This window comes from Celeribacter sp. ULVN23_4 (assembly GCF_054788345.1).
Genome location: NZ_JBTVYO010000001.1, coordinates 942,444 through 969,272 on the forward strand (window position 1 = coordinate 942,444; position 26,829 = coordinate 969,272).

The following is a 26,829-nucleotide window of genomic DNA, read 5'->3' on the forward strand; positions in this document are numbered from 1 at the left end:
CCGGTCACACAGCCTTCAGGGTGAGGGATTTCAGCGTGTTCTGCGAGAGAGGCGGCCAATATCCCTCCGCGACGGATTGCGCGAGGAAGCTTTCCGATGTGTCATCGCCATAGCGCGCTGTGATGTCATAACTATCCGCGAGACCGGTGAGCGCCACGCTGTCCGCGGTGCGGGTCCCGGGCGTGCCATCGCTCAAGATCAGAGACGTTTCCGCGCCTTCCTCCAACTGCGCCCCGAGTAAGATGATGGTCTCTCCCACCGTCGCGCTGTCCGGTCCGATCCCGATGGATAGGGTGCCTGTGAAGGATGGCGTGAAACTCAGGCTCAATTTGCGGGTGACGCCATCGAAAAGCAAGGTGTCGTCATCGATGGTCATGCCGCCCGCCGCCGAACTTGAAACGCCGATGCTGTCGCCGATTTCCCCGGCGAAACGGGTCTCGTCGCCTGCGGAGCTTCGGAAAATGCCTCGAATGCGGCCGCTGGTTCCGCTGCGATACAACAGCGTGAAGCTATAGAGCGTGCCGCTTGTCACTGCGGGCTGCGCACTGTGCAGAAGGCGCGCCCAGCCAGCTCCCTCGGTCGCCACGCTCACCCCGTCAAACTGACCGAGGGCCGCGAGGGCAAGGGACGTGGAACTGGTGCCACCTTCACTCCAGCCATTGGCGAGATCGGTGCGGGCGTGGGTCAAAAGGTTGCCGGTCGTATCCTCGATCAACAGCCCGCGCAGCGCGCCGGTGCTCGGGTCATGGGTGATCCGGGGCACATCTTGAGCGGCGATGGTGAGCGCGCCTGAGGCATCGAACCGGCTCGCCTCGCTGCCACGGGAAAAGGCGATCCATGGCGGAAGGTTTTCGCTCAGAAACTCGAAGGAAAGCTGCGGTTTGGGACGCATTGCGGTTTGAACGAGGGAGACACCGGAGCCGATCATGTCAATCGACCAACATATGAATGCCGGAGGCGGTCGTGCCGGTGGCAAGAACGCGGTTGGCGCCGACTGGCAGAATGGCGAAGTCCGGCACTTTCAAAGAGCGCGTTTGCCCCGCCGCAGAGATGAACGCCAGATCGCCGCCCGTTTCAATGTAGAGGGCGACGGCGGTTTTGCTCAGGTCTGTGTTGTCGTCGGGTGTCACGGGCATGATGTCGCGCTTCGGATCGCTCAATGCAGTGGCGCGGCTGTTGAATGGTGAGGTCATCCCCAACTCCTTGCTCTCGATTTGAAACAGGTGCGGATTCGCGGGACATGCGAAAATCCACGGACAGTATTCGCCCATGACCTCGGAAATTTTGGTTAACCTATCGGTGTGTGCGTTAAGGGTTCGTTCATGATTTGCATGGCATCCCTAGAATGCGGCCCTCAAAACGCGGGATGATGCCCCATGTCTGATTTCAAGTCTGATCTTGTGTCTGATCTCGTGTCGGTCATTATTCCGACCTTCAATTCCGCCCCCTATATCAAGGAGACCCTGCGCTCGGCCTGTGAGCAAACCTATCCGTCGCTTGAAATCATCGTGGTCGATGATGGCTCGACGGATCACACGGTTTCCATCGTCAATGCGCTCGACGATCCAAGAGTGCGCTTGATCGAACAGCCGGAGAACGGCGGGGCGGGGGCCGCGCGAAATGTGGGCATCTCCGCCGCGACGGGGCGGTTCATCGCCTTTCTCGACAGTGACGATCTCTGGTTCCCGACCAAGATCGAGAGACAGATCGCCTTCATGAAGGAAAGGGGACTCGCGAGCTGTTACACGCGATATTCTCTGATCGACGAGGCCGGGAAAGTTTTCGGCGACTGCGGCGAGATCGCAAAATCACTGAGCTACAAACAGCTCTTGCCCCAAAATCAGATCCGAACGTCGAGCTATGTCTTTGATGTCAGCCAGCTTGGGAAACTCTACTTTCCGCTCATTCGGAAGCGGCAGGATTTTGGTCTGTTTCTTGAGGCGACGAAACGCGCTGGGCGCTCCTATCTTTTTGATGAGATCACCAACGCCTATCGCGTACGCTCGGATTCGATTTCGGGGAACAAGTTCGGGAATATCTCCTACCAATGGCAGTTTTACCGCGAGTGCCTCGGCATGAACGCCGTGACCGCGTCGCGCTATCTGACGCAATGGTTCCTGCGCGCGGGGATGGTTCAGATGCGTCGTCGTCTTCAGAAACGCATGTCCTGACGGGCCTTCTTGAAATCATGAAAGCCGAAGAAGTGCGGAAGCACCATTCGGGATATCGCTCTATGTCGAGTTAAATGCGAATGATTTTCGTCGTTGCAACGCACGCTCAGGCAACATCTTCTTAGCGTTTCTACCCTTTCATTCACATGTGGTGAGGTGGGCTTGCCCGTCTGGCGAAGGCCAGTTCAGAACATGAGTGGGTGACATAATGCGACTGTGTCGAAAGAACCGGTCGGGAAAAGGCTTTGGGCTTTTTCCCGCAGGAAAAATGCGTCTATGGGTCGTTTTGGCGGCATTGCTCATGGGGCAAGGTGCGTTCGCGGGGCAAACGTCTCGCGTCATTGAGGTGCGCAACGATCCCGGCGGAGTATTGGCGGAGAGGGTGCGAGAGATCGAACGCATGCGCGCATCCGGTTTGCAGGTTCGGATCGTCGATGGATACTGCAACTCGGCCTGCACCATGTATCTCGGCGTGCCGAACAGCTGCATAAGCAAAAACGTCTCTTTCGGCTTTCATGGACCGATGAGCCAGTTCTACGGCATGGCCCTGCCGCCCGATGATTTTGAATATTGGTCCGGGGTGATGGCATCCTATTATCCCCGCGCGATCCAAGATTGGTTTCTAAAAGAGGCCCGTTTCACGACGGTTGGATTGATCAAGGTCTCCGGGCGCGAGTTGATCAAACTTGGGGTTCGGGAGTGTCGGTGAACGGCCAAAACGCCCCGCATGATCATGTCGTTTCGGGACGGAAAAGGTCAGGTCGGGGAGGCCGCTGTTCCGGAGGTGTCCGGCGTGTCCGTTGGCTCGGACAGGCCCACGGCGGTCGCGGGGGTGGAGGCCGCTGCGCCACGCGATACCGTTGCCGCCGCTTGTTGCAGGCCGGAGGTCACGCTGGGGCTGGTGGCATGAGATGCCGCCACTTCGATGGCCGCAGCGAGACTTGTGTGAACAGATGGCGGGGCCGTTTGTGCGACGCTGTAAACTTGCGACGCGATTAGACCGAGCGCGGCATCAAGTTCGACCCCGGTCAGGCCAGCGGCGAGCAGGGCATCGATTTGGCCCTGTACAAGCGCGGCACAGCTTTCCGCATTCGCACTGCATTCTGCGGCAATATCAACCGATTGAGCCAAGAGGGGTGTCGCCGAAAGCGTGAACACCGTTGCCGTGATTGCAGCGAGCGCCGCATGAGAAATGCCGTTCTTCATGACGTTGTTGTCCAATCTTTGAGCCGTTTAAAGCCGTGACGGTTAAGCCTGCATATGCGCCAATGTGATGGAAAATGGTTAACAAGTGGTTCACGCGGACTGTGCCAGAGGGCGTTGTCCTGCTTGGTATTAACAGTGTGTTAACCATTTTCTGTGAGCGTCATCCACGCGGCATAAGCGCGGAGGGAGTACGCTTGAACCTGTTGAAAGATGTACGTTTTGCGGTGCTTTTGGGGGCCGTTCTCACGGGCGGTATTTCCGCGAAAGTGGTCGCGGATGAGTATGCAAGCTTTCGCAATCTTCGGGCGTCAGGCGACGATGCTTTTCTGTACCTGCGGCAAAATGAGAGCCTGACGTTTTCACCTTGGGCGCTCCGGACGCAGACGCAGGTTTTGGAGATGTGCAATGAGGCGCTGATCGCGCCGATGTCCGCCGTTGTTTCCCAAGAGTCCTATCATCGGGTGGCCGCGCAATGCCTTGGCTATGCGACAGAGATCGCGGAGCAAGTGCCGGTCTGGGGGCTGGGGCAGTTTTCCATTGCCCGTGCGGCTTTTGCGAGCGGGGACTTGGACGGTGCGCGCGCGGCTCTGAGCCTGTCTGCCGAATTGTCGTCCTATGAGGGCTGGATCGCGCGCAAACGTGTCCTTTTGGCCTTTGATCCGCGTTGGGAAATGGCGCCTGAGACCCTTGGGGATGATCTGGTATTGCTTCTGCACGAGACCGAGGGTCAGGGCTGGTTGGCACGGCTTTTCCTGTCCAGACCTGAGACGCGGGAGGTGATTTTGGCTGTCGCAGAGACCCTGCCGATGGCGGCGCAACGCGGTTTTCTCAACGCGGTTCGCAAGGCCCGGTTGGACGGGGCGTGAGGCGTATGGATTTCGACAGGCTTCACCCCGTGCGCATGCGCAAAAATGAGACCAATCCGGCTCAAGATGTGTCTCGGGAGGTGTTGCACTTTGATGAGACTTTCATCCCGGAAACGCGCAAGACTGCGATGGGGCCGAATGCGACGAACGCGGTTTACCTGCGTTTGGTGGCTGTGCTGGTGTTGGTGATCCCCATTCCGTTCGGGTCCAACCGCCCCGTGCTCTGGGCGCTTTGGGGGGCGATCATTGCGATTTTGGTGTCGGCTTTTCTACTGCGGTTGATCCTTTGGGAAACGGAGCGAAAGCTGCAAATTGGGCGCGTGTCTGATGTGCTGTTTCTCGCGATGATCATGCCGCTGGCGGCGCTTGTGCAGATGCTGCCGATCGGCCTGCCTGTCGCGGGCGCAATGCCGCCGGAGAGGGTACTGGGCACGATATCCATCGCGCCACGGGCAACAGCGCTCGGGATGCTTCGGCTGATGAGCTATGCGGGCATTTTCCTCCTCGCGTTCGAAGTGATGACCCGGCCCAAACGGGTGCGTCAAATGGCGAATATCCTGTTCTATGGGCTGACGTTGCATGCGGTCTTGGCGATGGTGTTCCTGACAGTGCTTGGAGACACGGTCTTCGGGATCGAGAAGACGGCCTATCACGGCTGGGCCACGGGGACTTTCGTCAATCGGAACTCTTTCGCAAGCTTCATGGGGCTTGGGATCGTGATCGGAATGGCGCTCTTTTTTCAGCATCTCAATGAACAGGGAAAGACGACGCGCTCCCCTCGCGCGGGCGGGCTGGGGCAAGACGTGCTTGAGGCGGTTTGGCTCTTGATCTGTGTGGCGATCCTCTTGACGGCTTTGCTTTCTTCCGGGTCACGCATGGGGCTTTTCGCGACGGGTTTGGGCGTGTTTGCGACGCTGGTTATGATGTCGAGGGGGCGGGTCTTAAGGGGGCGGTCTCTGGGGTTTGCGCTGATCGTCATTGTCTTGGCCGTGGGCACAGTTTTGTTTCAAGACACCGGAGCGCGGGTGATTTGGGCCGGTTTTGACATTGAGACCCGGCTCGATCTCTATCGCAATGTCTGGGGGCTGATCCTGACGCGACCTTGGACCGGCTATGGTCTCGACACGTTTCAGATCGCCTTTCCGCTGGTGCATGACGCGCGTGTGTCGTCGCAGCTTGTCTGGGACCTGTCGCACAATTCTTACCTGATGCTTTGGGCCGAACTTGGCCTTGTTGCCGGTTCGGCGATCTTGCTGGCTTTGTTGATGGCGAGCATTCGGATGGTGCGCTTTGCGCGCCGTCAGGCGCAGCGGCCTTTGGGGCCTGCCATTGGCATCGGAGCGCTGACGCTTGCCGCAGTGCATTCCACGTTGGATTTCAGTTTTGAAATGGAAGCGAACGCAGTGCTTCTACTGGTGCTGGTCGCCATGGGGCTTAGCCAAATCCGCGATGCGTCGAGGATGCCGCAATGATGTGGTGGAGACGCATGTTGATCGGAGGGAGTGCTTCGCCACAGGCGACACTACCGCTGCGCAAACTGTCTCTGTCATCCACGCCAGCGGCCACCTACGCGGTTGGCGACATTCATGGTCACTTCGAACTCTATAAAGCGCTTGAGGCGAAAATCCTTGAGGATGCCGCGGGCTGTGATGGGCCGGTTCTTCTTGTCCTGCTGGGCGATCTGATTGATCGCGGGCCGAACTCTGCGGAACTGATCGATTATCTGCTTGGACCGCCTCCGCCGGGTGTGACCCGCGTCACCCTGCGCGGCAACCATGAGGACATGTTTCTTCAGGTGCTGCACAACCCTCTCATGGCGCGGGACTGGGTGTCTTGGGGCGGGGCGCAAACTTTGGCGTCTTACGGCATCCATCCGGGCGGCAACGGCACCTATGATTTTGGGTCGAGCGCATTCCGCCGAGCCCTCGCGGCCAAGGTGCCGGAAAGTCACCGGGCTTTTCTGGAAGAGACCCCGATATGCTTGAACCTGCCCGACTGGTTCTTGTCCCATGCCGGGGTGAACGCCGCGAAAGCTTTCGAGGGCCAGAGCAAGGAGGATTTGCTCTGGGGCGATCCGCGCGGTTTGCAGGGGAAAAGCCTGTCGAAATGCGTCATCCACGGGCATGTGCCGGTGCCTCATGTGGAGCTGTCGAATGCCGCGATCAATGTTGATACGGGGGCCTATCGGACCGGTTGCCTTTCGGCGGTTCGGCTTGTGGCGGGGGAGGCGCCTGTCGTCCTACAGGTCTCTCGGCCCGAGACGATGAAAGGAGCCGTGACGCAGGATTGCGAGGGGAGGAGGGCGCATGACACATATGGATACGCTTGATCTGCGCGCGCTGGTGACGATGGTGCGGCGGCAGCTTCGGCTGCTCTTGCTGAGCGTTGCGATCGTTTTGGCTCTGGCGCTGCTTTATCTCTTCAACGCCACGCCGAGCTATACCGCCTCGGCGCTGATCTATGTGGACCCGTCGGAAAAGGATTTGCTGACCACGGACCCGTTTCAATCCCTGTCCGGGGCGTCCGAGGCTTTGAAAGTCGAGAGTGAGGTTGAAATTCTGCGCTCTGACCGGGTGCTTTATGATGTTATGCAGCGTCTTGATTTGATGCAGGACGCGGAATTCGGCCCGCGGTTGTCGCGGCTCGATCAGATCAAGGTTCTGCTCGGGCTGGGCGATAAGATCGGCCATGATCCGCAGGCGGGCGTGGCCTCGACCTATGAGAAGCTGAGCGAGGCCGTTTCAATCCGGCGGCGGGGGCAGACCTTTGTGATTGCCGTGTCGGTTCAGTCCGAATCCCCTGAGAGAGCCGCGAGGATCGCCAATGAGATCGCGCAGGCCTATATCGATCAGCAGATCGCCTCGAAAAGCGCGGTGGTCTTGGCCTCGCGCGATTTGCTTCAGGGGCAGATCGATACGGCGCGCACCCGTTTGGCCGAGGGTGAGGCGCGGTTCACGTCCTTCATTACGGATAATCTTTCCCGCCTCTCTGTGGAGGTCGGGACGGAGCGTTTCAAGGCGTTGCAAAGGGAGTTCAAAGAGCTGCGGCAAGGCGCGCAAGTGGGCGATGCGCAGGTATCGCGGGCGCGTGCGGCGCTTGAGGGGAACAATTGGGAGGAGGTGATTTCGTCTCTCTCAGACGACGGGTTGAGCGCACTTAACGCGCAGCGTCAGACCTTGGAGCGGCGGCGACAGGGCGTCGCGCAAGGGTCGGGCGAAGATTTGAACCTGCGGGCCGGTCTCATTGAGATCGAGACGCGGTTTCAACAAAGGGCGGAGGCAGCCCTCAGGTCTCTGGAAACTGCAGTGTCGGAGAAACGCGATGCGCTGGACGAGCTTCAAGAGGATTTGCGGTCGGAAGTTCTAAAGAGTGAGCTTTCGCCCGAAACGCTCGCGGATATTTTCGAGCTTCAGCAAGAGGCGGATATTGCCCAGCGTCAGTATTCCAACCTGCTGTCGCGGCTGCGCGATCTTGAGGCCCAGGCCTTGGTACAGGTCGCCGACAGTCGCATCGTGTCACAGGCCTTGCCACCCAACCGTCCGAGCGCGCCGAATGGCAAGCTGATCCTGATTCTGGCGTTGCTGGTCGGTCTGGCCGCCGGGGTGTCGCTCGCGGTGGTCAATGAGTTCTTCATCGGCGGCGTCACCGCGTTGAGCCAGCTGCGCAATCTGGTGACCGGGCCGGTGATCGGTGCCATTCCGAGCGTGAGCCTGTCTGACGCGCAGATCACAGTGGCTGATCTGGTCATAGATGAACCGATGTCATTTTTCAGCGAGGCGATCCGCCGGCTGCGGGCGAATGTTGATATTGGCCTGCGCGGCAAGGGGTTGAACTCCACGGTGATCATGGTCTCTTCGGCCAATTCGAAAGAGGGGAAATCCTCTGCCTCCCTCGCCTTGGCCCGCACCTATGCGGAGGCCGGGAAGTCTGTCTTGTTGATCGACGCGGATCTGCGCAGCCCGGCGCAACATAAACAGATCGGCTATGAGCCGGATGCGGGCTTCATGGAATATCTCCGCAATCCCACGCAAGAGCTCGATCTGGCACGCGGATTTTATGTCGCCGACCCGAAATCCCGGACGGGAATCATCCTTGGGCGCAGCCGGGCGGATGTGCCGACGGATCAATTGCTCCAGAGCGCGGCGTTTTCCGAGCTGCTTGAAAGCGCTCGTCAGTCGATGGATGTGGTGATCATCGACACCCCGCCGGTCCTGCCTGTGGTGGACGCGCGCTACATCGCGCCGCTGGTCGATGCGATCGTGCTGATCGTCAAATACGGCAGCACATCTCAGGGCGATGTCAGAGATACCTTCACGCAGCTCGATGATGTGAAAGAGGAGGGGACGCCGATCCTGACGGTGCTCAATTTCGATGAGACCAAGCTGCGCAAATCTTCCTATTATTCTTACTATAGCTGAGCTGTCGGGAAGAGACTGGCAGACAAAGACCATTACACCCGGTAAATTCAAGCTAAGTCTAGAGCATTGATTTTAGGGGTATAATGGTGCCCAGAAGAGGACTCGAACCTCCACGTCCATACGGACACCAGCACCTGAAGCTGGCGCGTCTACCAATTCCGCCATCTGGGCACAGATGTCGTGAGGACGCGATTTAAAGATAGTCGGAGGGGGTGTCAACGGACATTTTGAAGGTTTTTCATCAAAGCATTGCTCTCTTGTTCATTTCCCCATGAAAAGCTAAACCGGACGCGACAATTTGGCATTGGAGATGCAGATGACGAAACTTGTCACCATCTATGGCGGCGCTGGCTTTGTCGGGCGTTATATCGCTCGTCGCATGGCAAAGGAGGGCTGGCGTGTCCGCGTTGCCGTACGTCGCCCCAACGAATCGCTTCACGTCAAACCCTATGGTGCGGTCGGTCAGGTCGAGCCGGTGTTTTGCAACATTCGCGACGACGCCTCTGTGCGCGCGGCGATGGCGGGGGCTGACGCGGTTGTGAACTGTGTGGGCGTTCTGACCGAGCGCGGCAAGAATTCCTTCGCTGCCGTTCAGGAAGAGGGCGCTGGCCGGATCGCACGGATCGCGGCGGAAGAGGGCATTGGCCAACTCGTTCAGCTGTCCGCTTTGGGCGCCGATGCGAAGTCCGCGTCGAAATATTCCCGCACCAAAGCCGCTGGCGAAGCGAAGGTGCTTGAGGCTTTCCCGAACGCGATCATTCTGCGCCCCTCGGTGATCTTCGGGACGGAAGATCAGTTCTTCAATCGCTTCGGGAAGATGGCGGAGAAGAATGCGGTGCTGCCCCTTGTGGGCGGAAACACCAAATTCCAGCCGGTCTATGTCGATGACGTGGCGCAGGCGGCGGTGAAAGGCGTCCTTGGGGAAGCCGAGCCGGGTATCTACGAGCTGGGCGGGCCAGATGTGGACACGCTCAAAGGTCTTATGGGCGATATGCTCAAGGTCATTCATCGCAACCGTCCGATTGTGAACCTGCCGTTCTGGGTTGGCTCCCTGATGGCGACGGGGTTCTCTGTGCTGCAGGGCGTGACGCTTGGTCTGTTCCACAACGGCGTTCTGACCCGTGATCAGGTCGCGAATCTGAAAGTGGACAATGTCGTATCGGATGATGCGAAAAGCTTTGCGGATCTGGGTATCAAGCCGACGGCGCTTCAGGCGGTGCTGCCTGATTACATGTGGGTGTACCGTGATGGCGGTCAATACAATGAGATGCGCGAAAGCGGAAAGAACCTGCGCGAGATTTAAGGCTCGCTCAAAAGCTGAGAAGAAAGCGCGCCCTTGCGGGGCGCGTTTTTGTTTTAGCTGTAAGAGATGACCAAGAGCACGACGCCGAGGATCACGCGGTAGATCACGTAGGGCGTAAAGCTCACGGATTTCAAAAGTCGCATCATCAGGCTGAGCGCCAGAATGGCTGCACCAAAAGCGAAGACGGCGCCGATCGCGGCGTATTTCAGTATTGTCCAATCGGCCTCGCCCACCACTTCCGCGCCCAGCAAGATGCCCGAGGCGAGGATTGACGGGATCGACATGAGCATGGCGATCTTTGCGGCGTCGTGGCGGGTGTAGCCCATCGCGCGTGCGCCGGTGATGGTGATGCCGGAGCGGGAGGTGCCGGGGATCAGGGCGATGGCTTGCCAGAGACCAAGTTTGACCGCGTCTTTGAAGTTCCAGTCGCTTTCGACTTTGTCCGAGACGCTCTTTTGGTCGAACCAGTACAGCACGAGGCCGAAGATCAACATGGTCCAGCCGATCACGACGGGGGAGCGCATGGCATCCGACAGGCCGGTGACATTCAGGACCAATCCGATGACGATCATCGGGATCGTTGCGACGATCAGAAGGAAGGCAAGTTTGGAGCCGGGGGTGTCGGTTTTGCCGGTCATCAATCGGGGGAGCCCGGCCAGCCCGACTTTCACATCCGACCAGAAATAGAAGATCACCGCGCCGAGCGTTCCGACGTGAACGGCGACGTCAATGGCCTGTCCCTGGTCTTGCGTGTCCATGACGAGCGGGAGGAGAATCAGGTGTCCGGAGGAGGAAATCGGGAGGAACTCGGTGATACCCTGCACGATGGCGACGATGAGAAGATAAAAAAGGCTCATTGGCTTTCCAGTGCGATCATTTTTTCAGTGAGCATAAACTCATTTGAAATCAATAAGAAGTTCGTTAATAGGTAGTATATTATGACCTATTATCGGATGTTCTTCTCGAAGCTTGCATGTGCATTGGTCTCAAAAAAGAAAAATAAGTAAGTAGTTCTGACTTTTCTTTTTCTTGCAGACCCTATAGTGAAGCGCTCACTCTATATAACTATTACCAACCTTCGGAGATGTGGTGTCATGGCGAAAGAGCCGATGCTCAAATTCGTGACCGTAGGCAGGGACATGCCAACAAAGCGGGACGCGGAAGATCGTAAAGACGATTTTCTGGAAATCTACGGCGAGTTTGCGGAAGCAAAGGCCGAGGAGCAGGCATCGCGCTGTTCCCAGTGTGGCGTGCCTTATTGCCACTCCCACTGCCCGCTGCACAACAACATCCCCGATTGGCTGCGTCTCACCGCGACCGGGCGCCTGAAGGAAGCCTATGAGATTTCTCAGGCCACCAACGCCTTCCCGGAAATCTGTGGCCGCATCTGCCCGCAGGACCGTCTCTGCGAAGGCAATTGTGTGATCGAACAATCCGGTCACGGCACGGTGACCATCGGCTCCGTCGAGAAATACATCACCGACACCGCTTGGGAAGAAGGCTGGGTTGAGCTGATCAAACCGGCTGTCGAGCGCGAGGAAAGCGTTGGCATCATCGGCTCCGGTCCGGGTGGTCTGGCCGCTGCCGACCGTTTGCGCCGTGCGGGCCTGAAGGTCACTGTTTATGAGCGTTCTGACCGTGCTGGCGGCTTGATGATGTACGGTATTCCGGGCTTCAAGCTTGAGAAGGACATCGTGCTGCGCCGGGTCAAACAGCTCGAAGAGTCGGGCGTGGAATTCGTGCTCAACTGCAACGTCGGCGAGGACATTTCCTTCGACGCGATCCGTGGCAAACATGATGCCGTGCTGATCGCCACCGGCGTCTATAAATCCCGTGATCTCAAAGGGCCGGGCTCCGGTGCTGCCGGGATCGTGCGCGCTATCGATTATCTCACCGCGTCGAACAAACTCTCCTTTGGCGACGAGGTTGAAGAGTATGAAAGCGGCGAGCTGAATGCGGCTGGCAAGAAAGTCGTCGTGATCGGCGGCGGTGACACGGCGATGGACTGCCTGCGCACCGCGATCCGTCAGGGTGCGACCTCTGTGAAATGTCTCTATCGTCGCGACCGCGCCAACATGCCGGGCTCGCAGCGTGAGACTCAGAACGCAGAGGAAGAAGGTGTCGAATTCGTCTGGCTCTCCGCGCCGAAAGGGTTTGCCGGCGATCCGGTGACCGGTGTGATGGTGCAGAAGATGCGCCTCGGCGCGCCGGATGCGTCCGGTCGTCAGTCTCCCGAAGTGATCGAAGGCGCCGACTATGTCGAAGAGGCCGATCTCGTGATCAAGGCGCTCGGCTTTGAGCCGGAAGACCTGCCGAACCTTTGGGGTGTCGAAGAGCTTGAGACCACCCGTTGGGGCACGGTCATGGCGGACTTCACCACCCACGCGACCAACCTCGAAGGTGTCTACGCCTGTGGCGACATCCAGCGCGGTGCCTCGCTTGTGGTTTGGGCGATCCGAGATGGTCGCGAAGCCGCCGATGCGATGGTCGCCTATCTCGATCAGAGCGCCGCGGTGGCCGCCGAGTGAGATCATAGGGAGCGTCGGCATCCTGTCGGACTTGTGTCGGACACCTGTCGGGCAACATAGCCGCCGCTCCGAAAGGCAAGAGTTCTAAAAGGACAGCAGTCCTGACCCACCAGATGAAGGGTTCATACGATGACGAAATTTGATGCAAGCTGGGCCGCACGCGAAGAGGCCAAACGCCAGTGGATGACGGAGCATTCTCTCTTCCGTGAGGACGACGAGCACTCCTCCTGCGGTGTGGGTCTCGTGGTCTCCGTCGACGGGTCGAAGTCCCGCAAGGTGGTCGAGAACGGCATTTCCGCTCTGAAAGCGATCTGGCACCGTGGTGCTGTGGACGCTGACGGCAAAACCGGCGATGGCGCGGGCATTCACGTTCAGATCCCGCACCACTTCTTCGGCGACCAGATTCGCCGCACCGGCCACGAATCGCGTCACGGCGAACTTCTCGCCGTGGGTCAGGTCTTCCTGCCGCGCACCGATTTCGGCGCTCAGGAAACCTGCCGCACGATCGTGGAAACCGAAGTGCTGCGCATGGGCTACTACATCTACGGCTGGCGCCACGTTCCGGTGAACACCACGGTTCTCGGTGACAAAGCCAACGCGACGCGCCCGGAGATCGAGCAGATCCTTCTGTCGAACTCGAAAGGCGTGGACGAAGAGACGTTCGAGCGCGAGCTGTACGTCATCCGCCGCCGCATCGAGAAAGCGGCGCAGGCGGCTGGCATTCGCGATCTGTACCTGTGTTCGCTGTCTTGCCGTTCGATCATCTACAAAGGCATGATGCTGGCCGAGCAGGTTGCGGAATTCTATCCGGACCTGAAAGACGAGCGTTTCGAATCCGCCTTCGCGATCTATCACCAGCGCTATTCCACCAACACTTTCCCGCAGTGGTGGCTGGCTCAGCCGTTCCGCATGCTGGCGCATAACGGTGAGATCAACACGATCAAAGGCAACACCAACTGGATGAAGTCGCACGAGATCCGCATGGCCTCGTCGACCTTCGGCGACATGGCCGAGGACATCAAACCGATCATCCCGCAAGGCTCCTCCGACTCCGCTGCGCTCGATTCCGTGTTCGAGGTGCTGGTGCGTGCCGGTCGTTCCGCTCCGATGGCGAAAACCATGCTGGTGCCGGAAGCTTGGTCCAAGAATGCCGAGGAACTGCCGCAGGCGTGGCGTGACATGTATTCCTACGTGAACTCCGTGATGGAGCCGTGGGACGGCCCGGCCGCTCTGGCGATGACCGATGGCCGCTGGGTCTGTGCCGGTCTCGACCGGAACGGTCTGCGCCCGATGCGCTATGTCGTGACGGGCGACGGTCTCGTGATCGCGGGGTCCGAAGTGGGCATGGTGCCGACCGATGAGGCGACCGTGGTGGAAAAAGGCGCGCTTGGTCCGGGGCAAATCCTTGCCGTCGATATGGCCGAGGGCAAGCTCTACCATGACACCGAAATCAAGGACCGTCTGGCGAATGCTCAGCCGTTTGGCGAATGGGTTGGCAAGATTGTCGATCTCGAAGCAGAGCTGGCGGGGTTGAATGAAGCGCCGATCTATGAAGGCGCCGAGCTGAAGAAACGTCAGATCGCCGCCGGCTACACGATTGAGGAACTGGAACAGATTCTCGCGCCGATGGCCGAGGATGGCAAAGAGGCGCTGGCCTCGATGGGTGACGATACGCCGTCCGCCGTGCTGTCGGAGAAGTACCGTCCGCTGAGCCACTTCTTCCGTCAGAACTTCTCTCAGGTGACCAACCCGCCGATCGACTCTCTGCGTGAATACCGCGTGATGAGCCTCAAGACGCGCTTCGGCAACCTCAAGAACGTGCTCGATGAGGACAGCTCCCAGACCGAGATTCTCGTGCTGGAAAGCCCCTTCGTCGGCAACGCTCAATTCGAAGCGCTCAAAGGCCATTTCAACGCGCCGATGACCGAGATCGATTGTACCTTCCCGGTGGATGGTGGGCCGAACGCGCTGCGTGAGGGGCTGGATCGTATCCGCGCCGAGGCCGAAGAGGCCGTGCGTTCCGGCGGTGGTCACATCATCCTGAGCGACAAGAAGCAGAACGAAGAAAAGATCGCGATGCCGATGATCCTTGCGACCTCGGCTGTGCACAGCTGGCTGACGCGCAAAGGTCTGCGGACCTTCTGTTCGCTGGGTGTGCGTTCCGCTGAATGTATCGACCCGCATTATTTCGCGGTTCTGATCGGCTGCGGCGCGACCATCGTGAACGCTTACCTTGCCGAAGATTCGCTGGCGGATCGGATCGAGCGCGGTCTTCTCGACTGCACCCTGACCGAAGCCGTGGCGCGTTACCGCAAGGCGATTGACGCGGGTCTTCTGAAGATCATGGCGAAGATGGGGATTTCGGTGATTTCCTCCTATCGCGGTGGTTTGAACTTCGAGGCCGTGGGCCTGTCCCGCGCGATGGTGAACGAGTTCTTCCCGGGTATGCACTCGCGGATTTCCGGCATCGGTGTCGGCGGCATCCAGCACAAGCTCGAAGCCGTCCACAAACAGGGCTGGCTTGGCGGGAACACGCTGCCGATCGGCGGGTTCTACAAGGCGCGCAAAACCGGCGAGACCCACGCTTGGGGGGCGCAGTCGATGCACATGCTGCAATCGGCCTGTGATCGCGCGTCCTATGAGATGTGGAAACAGTATTCGGCGAAGATGCAGTCGATGCCGCCGATCCACCTGCGTGACCTTCTGGACCTCAAGCCGCTTGGCAAACCGGTTCCGATCGAAGAAGTCGAATCGATCACCTCGATCCGCAAACGCTTCGTGACGCCGGGCATGTCCCTTGGCGCTCTGTCGCCGGAGGCACACCGCACGCTGTCCATCGCGATGAACCGTATCGGCGCGAAGTCCGATTCGGGCGAAGGTGGCGAATCTCCGGACGATTTCACGCCGGAACCCAATGGCGACAACGCCTCGGCGAAGATCAAACAGGTGGCCTCTGGCCGTTTCGGTGTCACCGCCGAATACCTGCTGCATTGTGAAGAGCTTGAGATCAAAGTCGCTCAGGGTGCGAAACCGGGCGAGGGTGGTCAGCTTCCGGGGATGAAGGTCACGGACCTGATCGCCAAGCTGCGTCACTCGACGAAAGGTGTGACGCTGATCTCGCCGCCGCCGCACCACGACATCTACTCGATCGAAGACCTTGCACAGCTGATCTACGATCTGAAGCAGATCAACCCGAAAGCCAAAGTCACGGTGAAACTCGTGGCCTCTTCCGGCGTCGGCACGATTGCGGCCGGTGTGGCAAAGGCGAAAGCGGATATCATCCTGATCTCCGGTCACAACGGTGGCACGGGCGCGTCTCCGGCGACCTCGATCAAATTCGCGGGTCTGCCGTGGGAGATGGGTCTAACCGAAGCGCACCAAGTGCTCGCCATGAACAACCTGCGGGATCGTGTGACGCTCCGCACGGATGGTGGTCTGCGCACGGGTCGCGACATCGTTATGGCTGCGATGATGGGGGCCGAGGAATACGGCATCGGCACCGCCGCTCTGATCGCGATGGGCTGTATCATGGTGCGTCAGTGTCAGTCGAACACCTGCCCGGTGGGCGTCTGTACCCAAGACGAGCATCTGCGTGAGAAGTTCTCCGGCAATGCCGACAAGGTCGTGAACCTGATCACCTTCTATGCGCAGGAAGTGCGTGAACTGCTCGCGTCTCTGGGCGCACGGTCTCTGGACGAAGTCATCGGCCGGGCCGATCTTCTGACCCAGACTTCGCGTGGCTCTGCACATCTCGACGATCTCGATCTGAACCCGCTTCTGATCTCCGTTGATGGCTCCGATCGGATCGTCTACGACCGCTCCAAGCCGCGCAACGCGGTGCCGGATACGCTGGACGCTCAAATCGTTTCGGATGCGGCACGCTTCCTCAACGATGGTGAGAAGATGCAGCTCTCCTACGCGGTGCAGAACACGCTGCGGACCATCGGGACGCGCACCTCGTCGCATATCGTGTCGAAATTCGGCATGCGCAACAATCTTCAGCCTGACCACCTGACCGTGAAACTCACGGGCTCCGCAGGTCAGTCGCTTGGCGCCTTTGCGGCTCCGGGTCTGAAGATCGAAGTCTCGGGTGACGCGAACGACTATGTGGCGAAAGGCCTGTCTGGCGGCACCGTTGTGGTGCGTCCGCCGATGCACTCGCCGCTCGTGGCCGATCAGAACACGATCATCGGCAACACCGTGCTCTACGGCGCAACCGACGGTTATCTCTTTGCCGCTGGCCGCGCGGGCGAACGCTTCGGCGTCCGGAACTCCGGCGCGACCGTGGTGATCGAGGGCTGTGGCTCCAACGGTTGTGAGTACATGACCGGCGGGATCGCCGTGATCCTTGGCTCCATCGGTGCCAACTTCGGTGCGGGGATGACGGGCGGTATGGCTTATCTCTACGATCCGAAAGGTGAGGCGCTTGATCTGATGAACCTTGAGACCCTCGTGACCTGCCCGGTCACCGTGGACCACTGGGAGAGCCAGCTCAAAGAACTGATCGAACGTCACGCCAAAGAGACGCACTCGATCAAGGCGAAGGAAATTCTCGACCATTGGGACGAGGAGAAAGGCAACTTCCTCCAGGTCTGCCCGAAAGAGATGCTCATTCACCTGCCGGTGCCGCTCACCTTGGAGCAGGGTGCTATCTTGGCCGAGTGATTTCGATCCAAATACAGCAAAAAGCCCCCGAATGTCGGGGGCTTTTTCTTTTTCAGAACCCGCCAAGACTTGACCTAAGCATCGTCCTCATGGTTCCTCACCGACATGGCAAAAACGCGTAAGACGAAGACGAAATCGAGCAAGACGACCGGGTTTTTCCGGCGTTTGAAACGGCGTGTGCTGCGCGGGGTGATGGTCCTTTGTGCGCTCGTCGTGCTTTGGATTCTTGCCTATTCGGTGATCCCCGTGCCCGGTACATTTTACATGCTGGCGGAAAGCGCGCGCCAAGGCGAGGCGGTCGATTACCAATGGACCCCGATGGAGCGCATGTCTCCGGCCCTCGCGCGCTCGGTCGTTGCCGCCGAGGACGCCAATTTCTGCAATCACTGGGGCTTTGATCTGTCGGCGATTCGGTCCGCCATTGAGGAGGGCAGCCGCCGTGGCGCGTCCACGATCAGCCAGCAGACCGTGAAGAATGCCTTCCTTTGGCATGGCCGCAGCTGGCCGCGCAAAGCGCTGGAAGCTCTGCTGACGCCGGTGGTGGAGCTGACTTGGAGCAAACGGCGGATTTTGGAAGTCTACCTCAATATCGCCGAGTTCGACACGGGGGTCTTCGGGGCCGAAGCCGCCGCCCGGCATTACTTTGGGGTCGGACCGGAGGAGCTTACCGATGTGCAGGCGGCGCGCTTGGCGGCGATCCTGCCCGCGCCGAAACCGCGTGATGCGGGCCATCCCGGTCCCTTTGTTCGGCAAAGAGCCGCGCAGATCGTTGATGGGGCGGCCACAATCGCGCGAGATGGGCGCGCATCCTGTTTCGAGGATTGAACTGCCTCTGGGCATGCGGCAAGTAAGAAGAAAACCGCGAGTAGATATCATGATCCGCCTATACCACGTTCCTCTTTCTCCCTTTTGCCGCAAGGTGCGCCTGTGTCTGGCGGAAAAGAAGCTTGAGGTCGAACTTGTCGAGGAGCGCTATTGGGAGCAGGATGCCGATTTCCTGCGCCGCAATCCGGCGGGCAAGGTGCCGGTGCTGAGGATCGACGAGATGCACCTCGCGGAGAGCACGCCGATCTGTGAATATCTAGAAGAGCGCTACCCCACACCCGCGCTGATGCCGAAGGATCCGGAAGGGCGCTATGAGGTGCGGCGTCTGGTGGCCTGGTTCGATGACAAGTTCCACAATGAAGTCACCTCGAAGCTTTTGTACGAGCGGGTGAACCGCAAGCTGATGAAGACCGGCTACCCGGTGGCGGCGAATGTCAAATCCGGCTCGAAAGCGATCAAATATCACCTCGATTACATGGCCTGGCTTTTGGATCGGCGGCGCTGGCTTGCCGGGGATGCGATGACGCTGGCGGATTTCACGGCGGCGGCGCATTTGTCCTCGCTCGATTATATTTCGGACGTGGACTGGAACCGGCATGATGTGGTGAAGGATTGGTACGCCAAGATCAAATCGCGCCCGGCCTTCCGCTCGCTTCTCGCGGACCAGCTGTCGGGCTTCCCGCCGCCGGCGCATTACACCGATCTCGATTTTTGAGTGTGATCCTGGGGGCTGTCTGCCCCCCTTGCCCTTTGGGCAATTCCCCCCGAGGATATTTCCGGACAAAAGAAAGGGCTTCGTTTGGCCGGGTTGGATAAGGAAACCGTGCGCGCGCGGGCTTTGGAGGAAGGCTTCTCCAAGGCCGGGTTCGGCCGTCCGGACATCCCTGAAGCGATGGCGCGTCTAAAGGCTTTCGTGGCCGAAGGGCGGCATGGGCAGATGGGTTGGATGGAAGAGCGCATGCATTGGCGGGGCGATCCCGGTGCGCTCTGGCCCGAGGCGAAATCGGTGATCATGTTGGCGGAGGCCTATACGCCGGACGATGATCCGATGGAGGCCATAAACAGACCCGAATCCGGCGCGATTTCTGTCTATGCTCGCAATCGGGACTACCATGACATCGTCAAAAAGCGGCTCAAACGGTTTGGGCGCTGGCTGATCGAACAGGCGGGTGAGGGGACGGAGATCAAGGTCTTCGTCGATACCGCGCCTGTGATGGAAAAGCCTTTGGCGGCGAAAGCCGGGCTTGGCTGGCAGGGCAAACACACCAACCTTCTGTCGCGCGATCTGGGCAATTGGTTCTTTCTCGGGGCGATCTTTACGACCCATGATTTCGACCCTGATCCAGCGGAAAATGAGCATTGCGGCTCGTGTCGGTCTTGTCTTGATGCCTGTCCGACGGGGGCGTTTCCGGCACCGTTCCAGATCGATGCGCGGCGCTGCATTTCCTATCTGACGATCGAACACCACGGCCCGGTGGAGGAAGAGCTGCGCGCCCGGATGGGGAACCGCATTTACGGGTGCGACGATTGTCTGGCGGCCTGTCCTTGGAACAAATTCGCGGTGGAAGCGACAGAGCTGCGCTTTGCGGCGCGGGAGGATCTGATTTCGCCGCCATTGGCCGAGCTGGCGCGGTTGGACGATGCGGGCTTCCGGGAAAAGTTTTCCGGTTCCCCGATCAAGCGGATCGGGCGGGACCGGTTCGTGCGCAATGTGCTCTATGCGATTGGCAATTCCGGCTCTGCTGAACTTCGGGACGTGGCGGCCGGGCTGTGCGAGGATGCCGACCCCACCGTGCGAGACGCGGCCCGATGGGCAGTTGCGCGACTCCGATCGGAATGAGACACAGGGGAAAGCCCACCAGTCAGGAGAGAAGCCATGCAGCCGTTTCGCGGCATCGGTCTCAAGGTCGCATCTGTGATCTGTTTCGTCATTATGGCGTCTTTTGTCAAAGCCGCGAGTGCAGAGGTTCCGGCGGGTGAAGCGGTGTTCTTCCGTTCCTTCTTTGCGTTGCCGATCATCTTCATCTGGCTGGCAAAGCGCGGGGAATTCCGGGGGGGGCTTCGGGTTAAATCGCCGATGGGCCATATGTGGCGAGGTCTGATTGGGGCGAGCGCGATGATCCTGAACTTTTCGGCGCTGGCGCTCTTGCCGCTGCCGGAGGCAACGGTGATCGGCTATGCCTCTCCGCTTCTGCTGGTGATCTTTGCGGCCATGTTTGCGGGTGAGGACGTGAGGCTTTTCCGGTTTTCGGCTGTCCTCGCCGGGCTCTTGGGGGTGACGATTGTGCTTGCGCCGCGCATGACGGTGCTCAACGGCATCCCCGACCCGAAAGAGCAGCTTGGGGCGACCATGGCGCTCGGCGGGGCGTGTTTGGCGGCGATTGTGCAGCTCCATGTGAGGAACATGGTGCGCACGGAAAGCACGACCTCGATTGTTTTCTGGTTCTCCATGTCCTGTACTGTTGCGGGCCTCGGTACGATCTTTTTCACGCCATGGGTCATGCCAAGCGGCATGGTCTTGGTCTATCTGATTCTCGGCGGGCTGATCGGTGGTGTGGCGCAGGTTTTCCTGACCTCTTGCTACCGCTATGCCGATGCCTCGCTTTTGGCGCCTTTCGAATATGCGTCGATGCTTGTGGCGCTGATGATCGGCTATGTGTTCTTCGACGAGGTGCCGACGGGGGCGATGCTGCTTGGCGCGTTCATCGTGATTGCGGCAGGTATTGTGATCATCCTGCGGGAACGCGCGCTTGGGGTTAGTGCCGCGAAGCGGAAGAAAGCGGACGCGCTTTAAACCTCCAAGCTTCACTCCATGACATGACGCCAAAAGCCGCTGCGCTCGTTTTGGGCGCGGCGTTCCTGTTCCTTGGCGGCGGCTTTGCGTTGGGTCACCACCATGCGTTCCGCTTCCGTGGCGGCCAGAACGCCGTCGGCGGCGCGGGTGATGGGGAAGGGGCCGATCTGGCTCTCTCCGACGAGATAGGTCACGTTGACCTTGTCGCTGCCGGGGATGGTCCGGAATTTGACCTGAACCTCGGTCTCCATGCGGGCGAAGGCGGTTTCCAGCGCGGTTTTGTATTGCTCTCGGGTCGAAGTTGCCCGCGCCTCAGCGCCGATGTCGACGACGGCGATGATCAGACTTTTGTTGTCGATCTGACCGGCCGCGGTCAGCCGTTTGACGGTGATGCCAAGCGGGCGCAGGGACGGGTTTTTCGTGATGAAATAGGCGCTCAGGGCCAGAACGGCGGGCGTGACCGTGAACATCGTAATGAGAGTGATGACAATAGTGTCTTTTTTCGAAACCACGAAAGCCTCCTGCCAAACTGACGGGGTCAGTCTGGCAGAAAGCTCTTAGTTCAAGGTTAAGAGATGCGCGATCAGCTGCGGACCAGTTTCTCATAGGCTTCGGCGGTCTCGCGGGTGAGGGCACCGACTTCAAACGTATAGTCACCGATCTGGCCCACGGGGGTCACTTCGGCGGCGGTGCCGGTGAGGAAGCATTGCTCGAAATCGGCAAGCTCTTCGGGCTGGATGCGGCGCTCATGCACCGTGACGCCCTTGTCTTTGAGCATGGCGATCACCGTCTGGCGGGTGATGCCGTTGAGGATCGCATCGGGGATCGGGGTGTGCACTTCACCGTCTTTCACGAAGAAGATGTTCGCGCCGGTCGCCTCGGCCACATAACCGCGATAATCCATGAACAGAGCATCGGAACAGCCCTTTGCCTCGGCAGCATGTTTCGACATGGTGCAGATCATGTAGAGGCCAGCGGCTTTCGCGGCGGTCGGGATGGTTTCCGGGGAGGGGCGTTTCCATTTCGCGATGTCGAGCTTGGCGCCCTTCATTTTCGCGTCACCGTAATAGGCACCCCATTCCCAAGCGGCGACGGCCATGCGCACGGGGTTCTTGTTGGCGGCGACACCCATGTCTTCGCCAGCCCCACGCCACGCGAGCACACGCACATAGGCGTTGTCCCAGCCATTGGCTTTGAGCACATCGTATTTCGCCTTTTCGATCTCTTCGACCGTATAGGGGATCGGCATGTCGAGCGCTTTGCCGGATGCCAGAAGACGTTCGGAATGTTCGACGGATTTGAAGATTTTACCGTTGTAGCAACGTTCGCCCTCGAAAACGGAGGAGGCGTAGTGCATGGCGTGGGTGAGAATATGGACCTTCGCGTCGCGCCAGTCGACGAGCTTGCCGTCCATCCAGATATAGCCGTCGCGGTCTTCGTAGCTGCCAGCCATGGGGCTCTCCTTCTTCTCCCATCTTTCATGAAGTTGCGCTTTTGCGCGACAAATGGGACGATTGTTGCGTGAAATCCCGGTTTCGCTATCAATTCAATCTTGGAATGTCAACAACACTGACTTAAAGTGAGTGCAATTTACGCAGAAGTGGAATGAGGCAGGATATGGCAGACGGCAAGGCTGGCGGAACCAAGAGTGGGGAAGCGCTGCTTTTTCTGACGGACGAGCAACTGCGCAAAGGCATCGAGGCGATGTTTTTTGCCTATCGTGGGTTTACCGCTGATCCGGACCGCATTCTCGAAAAACACGGCTACGGCCGGGCGCACCACCGGGCGCTGCATTTCATCGCGCGCGCGCCGGGCACCAATGTGAACAATCTTCTGGGCATTCTCGGCGTGACCAAACAATCGCTCAACCGCGTGCTGCGGTCGCTGATCGAAGATGGTCTGGTGGAGAGCCGGGTTGGGGTGAAGGACAAGCGCGAGCGTCATCTCTATTTGACGGAGACGGGTAAAGTGCTTGAAGGTGAGATCGCCGAGGTGCAGCGCGCCCGGATGCGGGCGGCGTATCGGGAAGCGGGGCACGAGGCCGTGTCGGGCTTCCGGCAGGTGCTTGAGGCGATGATGGACCCGGATCAGACGGCGTTCTTTAACGCGTTGTCCGGGAAGGAGGACTGAGTTGGGCGGGGAAATTCACCTTCTGATCGTTGATGACGATGAGCGGATCAGGGGGCTGTTGCAGAAATTTCTGATCCGGCACGGGTTTTGTGTGACCGCAGCCCGCGATGCAGCTCATGCGCGCCGGCTTCTGGCGGGGTTGGAATTCGATCTCATCGTGCTGGATGTGATGATGCCGGGCGAAGATGGGATCACCCTGACCCGCGATCTGCGCAAGACCATGTCCACGCCGATCATGCTTTTGACCGCGAAGGGCGAGACGGAGGATCGGATCGCCGGGCTTGAGGCCGGGGCGGATGATTACCTGCCGAAACCTTTCGAGCCGAAGGAGTTTTTGCTGCGGATCAACGCGGTGCTGCGCCGGATGCCGCAGATTGAGGAGACGGAATCCGGGCCGAAATATCTGCATCTCGGACGGTTCCGTTACGATGTCGAGCGCGGCGAGCTTTGGGAAGGCGATCAGATCGTGCGCCTGACCGGCACCGAAGCGCAGCTCATGAAGATCTTCGTGTCCTCCGCCGGGGAGCCGGTGACACGCAGTGAGTTGGTCGAGCGTCTGGGCCGGGATGGCGATCAGGCACAGGAACGTGCTGTGGATGTCCAGATCACCCGCCTGCGCCGCAAGCTCGAAGACGACCCGCGCCAGCCGCGTTACCTGCAAACCGTGCGGGGCGCGGGTTATATGCTGACACCGGAGTAATCCGGCAAAGTCAAACTGGCCTTTCCCGCAGGTTTTCCTATATGCAGAGAACAAAGCATTTTGGAGAGTCAGATGAGCGATACGCCGGTCAGCGAAATGTCCTTTGAAACCGCCATGGCGGAACTCAACGAGGTTGTCAGCAAGCTCGAACGCGGCGATGTGGCGCTTGAGGACAGCATCGCGCTTTATGAACGCGGCGCATTGCTCAAGGCGCATTGCGAGGCCAAGCTCAAGGACGCTGAAGAGAAGGTCGAAAAGATCACTGTCGGCCCCGATGGTCAGGCCAAGGGCGTGAGCAAGGCCGAAGGTGTCTGATGCAAGACGGATTGGCTCGTTGCAAAGCGGCGGTTTGCGCCTGTTTTGACACTGTTCTGGCCCCGCTCGGCACCATGCCGGTGGAAGAGGGCATGCGTTATGCGCTGGGCGGCGGCAAGCATCTGCGCGCCTTTCTGGTGATGGAGGGCGCGGCCCTTCACGGCATTCCCGAAGCGCAATCTGTCTGGGCCGCTGCTGCGATCGAGGCGCTGCATGCTTATAGCCTTGTGCATGACGATCTGCCCTGCATGGATGACGACGACCTGCGCCGGGGCCAGCCGACCGTGCACAAGCGTTGGGATGAGGCGACGGCCGTGCTCGTGGGCGATGCGCTTCAGACCCTTGCTTTCGAACTTCTGACACGTCCCGAATTGGGCGTTTCCGGCCAGATTAGGGTCGAATTGATCGCCTCTCTTGCCAAATCCTCCGGGGTGCGCGGCATGGTTTTGGGGCAGGCGCAGGACATCGCCGCCGAGACCTCCGAGACGCCGCTGACGCTTGAGGAAATCACCGAGCTGCAGGGCAACAAGACCGGTGCGCTGATCGAATGGTCCGCACGTGCGGGCGCGATCCTTGCGGGGGCCGATCCGGTGCCGCTTGGGGATTATGCCAAGGCTCTGGGGCTCGCCTTCCAAATCCAAGATGACATCCTCGATGTCGAAGGCGATGTAGAGAAGACCGGCAAGGCCGTGGGCAAGGATGCGGATGCGGGCAAAGCCACGTTCGTGTCGCTGCTCGGCCTTGACGCTGCGAAGGCGCGGGCCGAGGCGCTGGTCGATGAGGCCTGTGCGGCATTGAGCCCCTATGGAACACGGGCCGAACCCTTGCGAGACGTGGCCCGTTTCGTTATTTCGCGGGAAACCTGAGAAAGCGAGACGCCATGTCCGACCGTCCAGCCACCCCGACCCTTGATCGCGTCAATGTCCCCGCCGATATGAAGGCGCTGTCGGATGTTGAGCTCAAGCGTCTTGCCACGGAATTGCGCCAAGAGGTGATTTCCGCCGTTTCCGAGACGGGTGGGCACCTTGGGGCCGGGCTTGGTGTGGTGGAACTGACGGTCGCTCTCCACGCCGTGTTTGACACACCGAAAGATCGTTTGATCTGGGATGTGTCGCACCAAAGCTATCCGCATAAAATCCTGACCGGTCGCCGGGACCGGATGCGCACTTTGCGTCAGGAAAAGGGCCTTTCCGGTTTCACCAAACGCTCGGAAAGCCCTTATGACCCCTTTGGGGCGGGCCACAGCTCCACCTCGATCTCCGCCGCGCTGGGCTTTGCTGTGGCGCGCGATCTTGGCGGCGCTCCGGATTACGGTCTGGGCGATGCGATTGCGGTGATCGGGGACGGGTCGATGTCCGCCGGTATGGCCTTCGAGGCGATGAACAACGCGGGCCATTTGGGCAAGCGTCTGATCGTCATCTTGAACGACAATGAAATGTCCATCGCGCCGCCGACCGGTGCGCTGTCTTCTTATCTCACGCGTCTTTATGCCGGAGCGCCGTTCCAAGAGCTGAAAGCGGCCGCAAAGGGCGCGGTGTCGCTTTTGCCGCATCCGTTCCAGGAAGGGGCGAAGCGCGCCAAGGAAATGCTCAAGGGCATGACCGTGGGGGGCACGCTGTTTGAAGAGCTTGGTTTCTCCTATGTTGGTCCTGTTGACGGGCATGATATGGACCAGCTTTTGAGCGTGCTGCGGACTGTCAAAACGCGCGCCACCGGGCCGATCCTGATCCATGCGATCACGCAGAAGGGCAAAGGCTATGCCCCCGCTGAGAGCCGGGCCGACAAGGGCCACGCGACGGCGAAATTCAATGTGCAGACCGGTGAGCAGACAAAGGCGAAATCCAACGCGCCGTCCTATACCAAGGTGTTCGCCGAAGCGCTCATTCAAGAGGGTGAGCAGGACGACAAGATCGTCGCTGTGACCGCCGCCATGCCGGATGGCACGGGGCTGGACCTGTTCGCCGAACGCTTCCCGACCCGCTGTTTCGACGTGGGGATTGCGGAGCAACATGGCGTGACCTTCTCCGCCGGTCTCGCCGCGGGCGGGATGAAGCCGTTCTGTGCGATGTATTCGACCTTCCTTCAGCGCGGGTATGATCAGGTTGTGCATGACGTGGCGATCCAACGCCTTCCCGTGCGCTTTGCCATCGACCGCGCCGGGCTTGTCGGCGCTGATGGGGCGACTCACGCGGGCGCGTTCGATATCTCGTTTATGGCGAACCTGCCGGGCATGGTTGTGATGGCCGCCGCCGATGAAGCCGAGCTTAAACACATGGTCGCGACCGCTGCCGCTCATAACGAGGGGCCGATTGCCTTCCGTTATCCGCGCGGAGAGGGCGTTGGCGTGCAGATGCCCGAACGCGGCGAAGTGCTGGAGATCGGCAAGGGCCGGATCATGCGCGAAGGCACGCGGGTGGCGCTTTTGTCTTTTGGCACGCGTCTCGAACCGGCCTTGAAAGCCGCCGAGAACCTCGCGGCGAAGGGCATTTCCTGCACCGTGGCGGATGCGCGTTTCGCCAAGCCTCTGGATCACGATTTGATCCGCGATCTAGCCGCGAACCACGAAGCGCTGATCACGCTCGAAGAGGGCTCTGTCGGTGGATTCGGCTCGCATGTGGCGGATTTCCTCGCCAATGAGGGCGTTTTTGACCAAGGCCTGAAATTCCGCTCCATGACCCTGCCGGATACGTTCATCGATCACGCGAGCCCCGCGTCCATGTATGCGACCGCCGGGCTGAATACGCCGGATATCGAAGCCAAGGTGCTGTCCGTTCTGGGCGTGACAGACATTGCGAGCAAACGCGCCTGATTGCGGTTTTCGCATGACGGGTTTGCTGTTAGCGCTGTAGCCCCTGTGTTGATCCTATTGGATGAATAGTCCAAGGATTGAGTTTCGCACAGACTTCCA

At 59.7% G+C, this 26,829-nt stretch carries 24 protein-coding genes and 1 tRNA gene; 18 read left to right on the forward strand and 7 right to left on the reverse strand.

Going from position 1 to position 26,829, the window contains the following annotated elements; all coding sequences use genetic code 11:
• Positions 1-4: 4 nt before the first annotated feature.
• Both ACYBHZ_RS04650 and ACYBHZ_RS04655 read right to left on the reverse strand, forming a co-directional pair.
• Positions 5-928, reverse strand: a complete 924-nt coding sequence (locus ACYBHZ_RS04650) for a phage head spike fiber domain-containing protein (RefSeq protein WP_460273030.1) — start codon at positions 926-928, stop codon at positions 5-7.
• 1 nt (position 929) lies between these two features.
• Positions 930-1,193 (reverse strand): spike base protein, RCAP_Rcc01079 family, encoded by a 264-nt coding sequence (locus ACYBHZ_RS04655; RefSeq protein ID WP_460273031.1) that lies wholly within the window; start codon positions 1,191-1,193, stop codon positions 930-932.
• 183 nt (positions 1,194-1,376) lie between these two features.
• Between ACYBHZ_RS04655 and ACYBHZ_RS04660 the strand changes: the two genes are divergently transcribed.
• Both ACYBHZ_RS04660 and ACYBHZ_RS04665 read left to right on the forward strand, forming a co-directional pair.
• Positions 1,377-2,171: a glycosyltransferase family 2 protein gene (locus tag ACYBHZ_RS04660; protein ID WP_460273032.1), complete on the forward strand. Its 795-nt coding sequence runs from the start codon at positions 1,377-1,379 to the stop codon at positions 2,169-2,171.
• Between the two features lie 268 nt (positions 2,172-2,439).
• Positions 2,440-2,880, forward strand: a complete 441-nt coding sequence (locus ACYBHZ_RS04665; RefSeq protein WP_460273033.1) for a hypothetical protein — start codon at positions 2,440-2,442, stop codon at positions 2,878-2,880.
• Between the two features lie 47 nt (positions 2,881-2,927).
• Here ACYBHZ_RS04665 and ACYBHZ_RS04670 read toward each other — a convergent pair whose 3' ends face one another.
• The gene (locus ACYBHZ_RS04670) at positions 2,928-3,392 is read right to left on the reverse strand and encodes a hypothetical protein (RefSeq protein ID WP_460273034.1); all 465 of its coding nucleotides are present in this window, start codon (positions 3,390-3,392) and stop codon (positions 2,928-2,930) included.
• A gap of 179 nt (positions 3,393-3,571) precedes the next feature.
• Here ACYBHZ_RS04670 and ACYBHZ_RS04675 point away from each other — a divergent pair, with 179 nt between their 5' ends.
• The 4 genes from ACYBHZ_RS04675 to ACYBHZ_RS04690 are packed head-to-tail and all read left to right on the forward strand — an operon-like array spanning position 3,572 to position 8,661.
• Positions 3,572-4,243 carry a hypothetical protein gene (locus ACYBHZ_RS04675; RefSeq protein ID WP_460273035.1) on the forward strand — a complete coding sequence of 224 codons (672 nt, stop codon included), beginning with the start codon at positions 3,572-3,574 and terminating at the stop codon, positions 4,241-4,243.
• 5 nt (positions 4,244-4,248) lie between these two features.
• On the forward strand, positions 4,249-5,715 hold the full coding sequence (locus ACYBHZ_RS04680; RefSeq protein ID WP_460273036.1) for an O-antigen ligase family protein: 1,467 nt from the start codon (positions 4,249-4,251) through the stop codon (positions 5,713-5,715).
• Positions 5,712-6,572, forward strand: a complete 861-nt coding sequence (locus ACYBHZ_RS04685) for a metallophosphoesterase (RefSeq protein WP_460273037.1) — start codon at positions 5,712-5,714, stop codon at positions 6,570-6,572. The genes ACYBHZ_RS04680 and ACYBHZ_RS04685 overlap by 4 nt, the downstream gene beginning before the upstream one ends.
• A complete protein-coding gene (locus tag ACYBHZ_RS04690; RefSeq protein WP_460273038.1) occupies positions 6,550-8,661 on the forward strand; it encodes a GumC family protein in 2,112 nt (703 codons plus the stop codon). The genes ACYBHZ_RS04685 and ACYBHZ_RS04690 overlap by 23 nt, the downstream gene beginning before the upstream one ends.
• An 84-nt stretch (positions 8,662-8,745) precedes the next feature.
• Here ACYBHZ_RS04690 and ACYBHZ_RS04695 read toward each other — a convergent pair.
• Positions 8,746-8,832, reverse strand: a tRNA-Leu gene (locus ACYBHZ_RS04695).
• A gap of 145 nt (positions 8,833-8,977) precedes the next feature.
• On the opposite strand from ACYBHZ_RS04695, the gene ACYBHZ_RS04700 reads away from it, so the two are divergent.
• Entirely contained in the window at positions 8,978-9,964 is a 987-nt protein-coding gene (locus ACYBHZ_RS04700) for a complex I NDUFA9 subunit family protein (RefSeq protein ID WP_460273039.1), read from the forward strand.
• Between the two features lie 53 nt (positions 9,965-10,017).
• Here ACYBHZ_RS04700 and ACYBHZ_RS04705 read toward each other — a convergent pair whose 3' ends face one another.
• On the reverse strand, positions 10,018-10,821 hold the full coding sequence (locus ACYBHZ_RS04705; RefSeq protein ID WP_460273040.1) for an undecaprenyl-diphosphate phosphatase: 804 nt from the start codon (positions 10,819-10,821) through the stop codon (positions 10,018-10,020).
• A gap of 237 nt (positions 10,822-11,058) precedes the next feature.
• Between ACYBHZ_RS04705 and ACYBHZ_RS04710 the strand changes: the two genes are divergently transcribed.
• The 6 genes from ACYBHZ_RS04710 to ACYBHZ_RS04735 all read left to right on the forward strand — a co-directional run bounded on the left by ACYBHZ_RS04710 (position 11,059) and on the right by ACYBHZ_RS04735 (position 20,776).
• The gene (locus tag ACYBHZ_RS04710) at positions 11,059-12,492 is read left to right on the forward strand and encodes an NAD(P)-dependent oxidoreductase (RefSeq protein WP_460273041.1); all 1,434 of its coding nucleotides are present in this window, start codon (positions 11,059-11,061) and stop codon (positions 12,490-12,492) included.
• 129 nt (positions 12,493-12,621) lie between these two features.
• Entirely contained in the window at positions 12,622-17,157 is a 4,536-nt protein-coding gene (gene gltB, locus ACYBHZ_RS04715) for a glutamate synthase large subunit (RefSeq protein ID WP_460273042.1), read from the forward strand.
• A 105-nt stretch (positions 17,158-17,262) separates the two neighbouring features.
• Positions 17,263-17,982: a monofunctional biosynthetic peptidoglycan transglycosylase gene (gene mtgA, locus ACYBHZ_RS04720; protein ID WP_460273043.1), complete on the forward strand. Its 720-nt coding sequence runs from the start codon at positions 17,263-17,265 to the stop codon at positions 17,980-17,982.
• A 49-nt stretch (positions 17,983-18,031) separates the two neighbouring features.
• Positions 18,032-18,697, forward strand: coding sequence for an FtsZ-binding protein FzlA (gene fzlA, locus ACYBHZ_RS04725; protein ID WP_460273044.1), 666 nt, complete (start codon positions 18,032-18,034; stop codon positions 18,695-18,697).
• A gap of 84 nt (positions 18,698-18,781) precedes the next feature.
• Positions 18,782-19,822 carry a tRNA epoxyqueuosine(34) reductase QueG gene (gene queG, locus ACYBHZ_RS04730; protein ID WP_460273045.1) on the forward strand — a complete coding sequence of 347 codons (1,041 nt, stop codon included), beginning with the start codon at positions 18,782-18,784 and terminating at the stop codon, positions 19,820-19,822.
• A 36-nt stretch (positions 19,823-19,858) separates the two neighbouring features.
• Entirely contained in the window at positions 19,859-20,776 is a 918-nt protein-coding gene (locus ACYBHZ_RS04735; RefSeq protein ID WP_460273046.1) for a DMT family transporter, read from the forward strand.
• A gap of 11 nt (positions 20,777-20,787) precedes the next feature.
• On the opposite strand, the gene ACYBHZ_RS04740 is transcribed toward ACYBHZ_RS04735, so the two are convergent.
• Together ACYBHZ_RS04740 and ACYBHZ_RS04745 are read right to left on the reverse strand one after the other, a co-directional pair.
• Positions 20,788-21,288, reverse strand: a complete 501-nt coding sequence (locus ACYBHZ_RS04740) for a hypothetical protein (RefSeq protein ID WP_460273047.1) — start codon at positions 21,286-21,288, stop codon at positions 20,788-20,790.
• Positions 21,289-21,359: 71 nt separating this feature from the next.
• The gene (locus ACYBHZ_RS04745) at positions 21,360-22,229 is read right to left on the reverse strand and encodes a branched-chain amino acid aminotransferase (protein WP_460273048.1); all 870 of its coding nucleotides are present in this window, start codon (positions 22,227-22,229) and stop codon (positions 21,360-21,362) included.
• Between the two features lie 164 nt (positions 22,230-22,393).
• Between ACYBHZ_RS04745 and ACYBHZ_RS04750 the strand changes: the two genes are divergently transcribed.
• From ACYBHZ_RS04750 to dxs, 5 genes are all read left to right on the forward strand, one after another.
• A complete protein-coding gene (locus ACYBHZ_RS04750) occupies positions 22,394-22,906 on the forward strand; it encodes a MarR family winged helix-turn-helix transcriptional regulator (RefSeq protein ID WP_460273049.1) in 513 nt (170 codons plus the stop codon).
• Position 22,907: 1 nt separating this feature from the next.
• Positions 22,908-23,606, forward strand: a complete 699-nt coding sequence (locus ACYBHZ_RS04755; protein ID WP_460273050.1) for a response regulator — start codon at positions 22,908-22,910, stop codon at positions 23,604-23,606.
• Between the two features lie 72 nt (positions 23,607-23,678).
• A complete protein-coding gene (locus ACYBHZ_RS04760) occupies positions 23,679-23,921 on the forward strand; it encodes an exodeoxyribonuclease VII small subunit (protein ID WP_460273051.1) in 243 nt (80 codons plus the stop codon).
• Positions 23,921-24,787, forward strand: a complete 867-nt coding sequence (locus ACYBHZ_RS04765; RefSeq protein WP_460273052.1) for a polyprenyl synthetase family protein — start codon at positions 23,921-23,923, stop codon at positions 24,785-24,787. The genes ACYBHZ_RS04760 and ACYBHZ_RS04765 overlap by 1 nt, the downstream gene beginning before the upstream one ends.
• Before the next feature lie 14 nt (positions 24,788-24,801).
• Positions 24,802-26,730: a 1-deoxy-D-xylulose-5-phosphate synthase gene (dxs, locus tag ACYBHZ_RS04770; protein ID WP_460273053.1), complete on the forward strand. Its 1,929-nt coding sequence runs from the start codon at positions 24,802-24,804 to the stop codon at positions 26,728-26,730.
• Positions 26,731-26,829: the final 99 nt, after the last annotated feature.

Bases quoted from the DNA above. Each gene is read 5' to 3' on its own strand.
- ACYBHZ_RS04665 (WP_460273033.1), top strand. From the start codon at position 2,440: ATGCGTCTATGGGTCGTTTTGGCGGCATTGCTCATGGGGCAAGGTGCG.
- ACYBHZ_RS04765 (WP_460273052.1), top strand. From the start codon at position 23,921: ATGCAAGACGGATTGGCTCGTTGCAAAGCGGCGGTTTGCGCCTGTTTT.
- ACYBHZ_RS04650 (WP_460273030.1), bottom strand. From the start codon at position 928: ATGATCGGCTCCGGTGTCTCCCTCGTTCAAACCGCAATGCGTCCCAAA.
- fzlA (WP_460273044.1), top strand. From the start codon at position 18,032: ATGATCCGCCTATACCACGTTCCTCTTTCTCCCTTTTGCCGCAAGGTG.
- ACYBHZ_RS04735 (WP_460273046.1), top strand. From the start codon at position 19,859: ATGCAGCCGTTTCGCGGCATCGGTCTCAAGGTCGCATCTGTGATCTGT.
- ACYBHZ_RS04680 (WP_460273036.1), top strand. From the start codon at position 4,249: ATGGATTTCGACAGGCTTCACCCCGTGCGCATGCGCAAAAATGAGACC.
- ACYBHZ_RS04745 (WP_460273048.1), bottom strand. From the start codon at position 22,229: ATGGCTGGCAGCTACGAAGACCGCGACGGCTATATCTGGATGGACGGC.
- ACYBHZ_RS04690 (WP_460273038.1), top strand. From the start codon at position 6,550: ATGACACATATGGATACGCTTGATCTGCGCGCGCTGGTGACGATGGTG.
- mtgA (WP_460273043.1), top strand. From the start codon at position 17,263: ATGGCAAAAACGCGTAAGACGAAGACGAAATCGAGCAAGACGACCGGG.
- ACYBHZ_RS04750 (WP_460273049.1), top strand. From the start codon at position 22,394: ATGGCAGACGGCAAGGCTGGCGGAACCAAGAGTGGGGAAGCGCTGCTT.
- ACYBHZ_RS04700 (WP_460273039.1), top strand. From the start codon at position 8,978: ATGACGAAACTTGTCACCATCTATGGCGGCGCTGGCTTTGTCGGGCGT.
- gltB (WP_460273042.1), top strand. From the start codon at position 12,622: ATGACGAAATTTGATGCAAGCTGGGCCGCACGCGAAGAGGCCAAACGC.
- ACYBHZ_RS04705 (WP_460273040.1), bottom strand. From the start codon at position 10,821: ATGAGCCTTTTTTATCTTCTCATCGTCGCCATCGTGCAGGGTATCACC.
- ACYBHZ_RS04660 (WP_460273032.1), top strand. From the start codon at position 1,377: ATGTCTGATTTCAAGTCTGATCTTGTGTCTGATCTCGTGTCGGTCATT.
- ACYBHZ_RS04760 (WP_460273051.1), top strand. From the start codon at position 23,679: ATGAGCGATACGCCGGTCAGCGAAATGTCCTTTGAAACCGCCATGGCG.
- ACYBHZ_RS04655 (WP_460273031.1), bottom strand. From the start codon at position 1,193: ATGACCTCACCATTCAACAGCCGCGCCACTGCATTGAGCGATCCGAAG.
- ACYBHZ_RS04710 (WP_460273041.1), top strand. From the start codon at position 11,059: ATGGCGAAAGAGCCGATGCTCAAATTCGTGACCGTAGGCAGGGACATG.
- dxs (WP_460273053.1), top strand. From the start codon at position 24,802: ATGTCCGACCGTCCAGCCACCCCGACCCTTGATCGCGTCAATGTCCCC.
- ACYBHZ_RS04685 (WP_460273037.1), top strand. From the start codon at position 5,712: ATGATGTGGTGGAGACGCATGTTGATCGGAGGGAGTGCTTCGCCACAG.